Source organism: Pseudoalteromonas sp. ESRF-bin5, from assembly GCF_002632075.1.
GTDB lineage: Bacteria > Pseudomonadota > Gammaproteobacteria > Enterobacterales > Alteromonadaceae > Pseudoalteromonas > Pseudoalteromonas marina.
Map to the genome: position 1 here is coordinate 1 of NZ_NTLW01000253.1, position 4,366 is coordinate 4,366.

Here is a 4,366-nt window from a genome sequence, read left to right on the forward strand (position 1 = left end):
GCTTTAATTGAGTAACCCACTTACTGACGGTTGATTTACCCACCCCCATCGCTTTGGCTGCTTCTTCTTGAGTATAACTTTGGTCAACTACAAGCTGAGCTGTTTCTAACTTGATTGCCGCAGAATACGTTGCGCGTTTTAATTTCGTCATTTTTTCACCCAAATTTGTATGCTTATTAGCATAACATTTCTTTCTTAATGGGTGGCCAAATTAACTATGCCACTACAATCTTTATTTGCATCGTATTTGAAGAGTGAGCGGTTAAATATCCCTTTCTTTTCAGAGGACGATGTATCCGTCTTGGGCATGATTGGCTCTGCACCCAAATCGATAGTATCTTTTATATCGGGCTGACTGAAGTAACCTTTATCTGCTAATACCCTTATATCTTCCTTGCGCAATGCTTTTTGTGCGAGTTTTGTCATTGACGCAAGCTGGCCTCTATCTGGCACGTTGGTCACCTCATGCGCCACTATAAGGTGGTGCTTGGTATCAACCGCACTTTGCACGTTATAACTCACAACTCTTGTAAAACCTTGAGTTTTCATTAAACGTGAATCAGGATCAGTAGTGGATATTTGCTTGTCAGGATGAGCTTCAACTTGTTCTTTAATCTCGTGTAGTTTTTTTAACTGGCTGCGAAAGTCAGCTAGCCTATCTTTTGTGGCTTTAATTTTTGTGACGTTAGCTTGCTCTTTATCGGCTTCATCAAGTAATTCAAGGTAACGTTCAATATTCTTTTCGACTCGGTCGATGTGGAATTTAACTTTGCTTGGCGTAAAATTATTGCCTTTGTTGTTGCTAGCTTTAAACTTACTACCATCGATGGCAACAACTGGTTTCTCAAACATATTCAGACGACGGCAGACTTCAACAAACGTTTTGCACACATTTTTTATACCATCTCCGTTGTCTTTTCTAAAATCAGCAATCGTTTTAAAGTCGGGTGCCAACTTACCAAGTAGCCACATCAGTTCAATATTGCGTTGGCATTCGGTTTCTAATCGGCGGGATGATTGAATACGGTTGAGGTAACCATAAAGATACAGTTTTAATAATGTGGCTGGATGATACTTAGGGCGGCCTGTGGACTTTAAAGTTAACCCTTTAAACTCCAATTCAGCTAGATTTAGTTCCTCAATGAAAACATCAATCACTCTGACCGTATTATCTTCACTGACGTAGTCTTCCAACGATTCTGGAAATAACGTTGATTGGTCACGACTTTCACCGCTTATAAACTTTGACATACTGCCTCAACCCTCAACTGAATCAATAGTCTAATTATATAAATATCAGTATATTAAGTGAACTAAATGTATAGATTAATAGATCATAAGCAGAACATACTTAGACCAAAAGGTGATCAGAGTTTTCACACAGTCTGTGCCATAATCCGACCTTGAGACACATAGAGATTAAGACTGCAAAGATACGAAAGCGGAAGTTAGCTTTGGCCTGTTTAACGACAAATATTCCGACAAAGCAGTCATGACTATTAGTTTATTGTTAAATCTAATCTTTCTTTTCGTTCATCTACTCAATAACCCCACGCTAAACGTGACTTTAGCGTGGGGTTAGAGTTCACAGTAATTTTATCTGGATAGCTCTTTTATTTTTTTCTCTGAAAACCAGCGATATAAAACAGGTAAAACAAATAATGTTAACAGTGTTGCAGTTACCAAGCCGCCAACAATAACACTCGCTAATGGGCGCTGTATTTCTGCACCAACACCATTAGACATTAACATCGGTATCAAACCTAAAGCTGATGTTATAGCAGTCATAAGTACAGGTCTTAATCTTGAAGTAGCGCCTTCAAAAACGGCTTTAGATGCTTCTAGACCGTCTTTAATACGTTGGTTGATACTTTCTACCATAACGACCCCATTCAATACCGCTACACCAAATAAGGTAATAAAGCCAACGGAGCTTGGTACAGACAAGTATTGTCCAGATAAATATAAGGAGAAAACTCCGCCAATTACAGCAAGCGGCACGTTGACCAATATCAGCATAGCTTGACCAACAGAACCAAAGGCAAAGTAAAGTAGTAGTGCGATTAGTGCTAACGATAAAGGTACAACTATAGCTAACCTATTTTGAGCACGTTTTTGACTTTCGAACTGGCCGCCAATCGAAACAGAATAACCTGAAGGTAAGTCAACCTTTTCAGCAATTACCGTTCTGATATCGGCAACCACGCTTCCCATATCTCGATTTTGTACATTTGCTTGGATAACGACTCTTCGTTGTACATCATCGCGTCTAACTTGTGGTGGGCCTGACTCAAATGAGACTGAGGCTACGTCACCCAGCCGCACCCAAGCACCAGTAGGTGATTGAAGCCGAATATCAGCAATAGCTTCTTTGTTACTTCGGTACTCTTCCTCTATGCGAACGTAAATATCATAACGTTCATTACCATTGATTATTTGTCCGGCTTCAACACCACCAATACCATCACGCACAACCTCCATTATGTCACTCACAGACAATCCAAAGCGTGATAGTTCTTGCCTGTTAGGACTTATCACCAATTGCGCTTCACCAGCAATTTGCTCCAATGCAACATCCCTTGCACCTTCAATGTTTTTAATTGCTGTTTCTATTTCTTGACCTTTAGCCGCCAGTACCTCAAGTTCAGGCCCAAACAACTTTATCGCCAACTGAGCCTTAACACCAGATAGTAGCTCATCGACACGAGTCGCAATAGGTTGAGAAAAGTTGAGTAGCAACCCAGGGAATTCTTCTAAAGATCTCTCCATTTTTCCTTGAAGTTCATATCGATTAGATGCACTGGTCCACTCAGAAACAGGCTTCAACCCTATGTAAATTTCGATGTTATTCACAGGCTCTGGGTCTCCACCTATTTCTGCTCGACCAATTCGGCTTAATGCATAGGTTACTTCAGGGAAAGCCATTAGTTTTTCTTCTAGAATTGGTGCCACAGTGAGCGCGGTATCTAAACTGGAAGAAGGTGCAAGCGTTGCTCTTAAGTTTATCGTCCCTTCTTCTAACTCAGGTACAAATTCAGTACCAATTAATGGAACTAATGCAAAGGCAGAGAAAACTAATATAAGTGCGGCTGAAATGACTAATTTGGTGCGTTTTAGTGCGAATGTAAGCCCTTTTCTGTAGAGTTTGTCTAATGGCCTAAGAACAAAGCTTTCCCTCTCTTTTACACCTGACTTAAATAAATAAGTAGCTAAAGCGGGTACAACAAACAACGCAACCACAATAGCAGATATAACAGCTAAAATGATGCTTATTGCCATAGGTTGAAATAACTTTGCCTCAACACCTTCAAAGCTAAATAAAGGCGTAAATACGACTAAAATAATAGAAGCTGCAAAAAATACGGGACGAGCCACTTCTTTACCCGCATTTTGAAGACGTAACTTAATACCATGCTCATCTTGTTCTACATCATGTGGATCAGTATCAGCACTAGGCACTCTTTCTTTTACAGTTTTTAAATGGGTAGAGTCTGGTCTATTTAAATGCTTAAACATGTTTTCAACCATCACGACTGAACCATCAACTAGCATACCAATGGCTACGGCAATGCCACCCAATGACATAAGGTTTGCAGAAATGCCCCACCAAGCCATGATCATTAACGCGATACCAATTGAAATTGGAATAGATATTAGGACAAGGAAGGTTGCACGTATATTCATTAAAAATAGTGCTAATACAATACAGATGAAAATAAATGCTAGTAATAGTGCATCAACTACTGTATCAACGGCTTTTTCAATCAAATCAGCCTGATCATAAAATGGTTCAAAGCGAACACCTTTAGGCAATGCTTGATTAATCAATGGGATTCTTGCATTGATACCATCAATGGTGGCTTTAGTATTAGACCCCATGCGTTTTAAGACAATGCCAGAGACAACTTCACCTAAATTTTCGACTTTACCGTCTTCGGTTTTGCGCGTCATTGTGACAGCACCTTGACGAATTTCACTGCCCATTTCAACTTTAGCAATATCCGAAACCGTCACAACTGTCCCATCAACTGTTTTGACGGGAACTTGTTTGATATTACTAATACCAGCGTCACCACTTTCAAACCAACCTGCACCTCTAATAACAAGCTGCTCTTGCCCACGGTTCATATACCATCCGCCAACATTGGCATTGTTGTTATCTAGGGCACCAACAACGTCTTCTTGCGTTAGGTTATAAGAAAGAAGCTTAGATGGATCTACATTTACTTGGTACTGCCTAACAATACCTCCAAAGGAGAGTACATCAGTAACACCATCGACAGGCATAACGAGTAATTTTACTACCCAATCATTGAGACTCCTGAGTGCCATAGCATCATAGCCTGCATCTTTATCTGAAATAAGA

The 4,366-nt window shown here is 40.1% G+C and carries 2 protein-coding genes and 1 pseudogene; all 3 read right to left on the bottom strand.

Annotated features, from left to right (window positions below; genetic code table 11):
• On the bottom strand, positions 1 to 151 hold a 151-nt coding region (locus BCG07_RS15610; protein WP_286891013.1), incomplete at its 3' end, for a transposase.
• 77 nt (positions 152 to 228) lie between these two features.
• Positions 229 to 1,251 (bottom strand): annotated as a pseudogene (locus BCG07_RS15615) (IS1182 family transposase); the annotation flags it as partial.
• 345 nt (positions 1,252 to 1,596) lie between these two features.
• Positions 1,597 to 4,366 (bottom strand): efflux RND transporter permease subunit (locus tag BCG07_RS15620; RefSeq protein WP_286891012.1); only part of this gene is annotated, 2,770 nt, incomplete at its 5' end.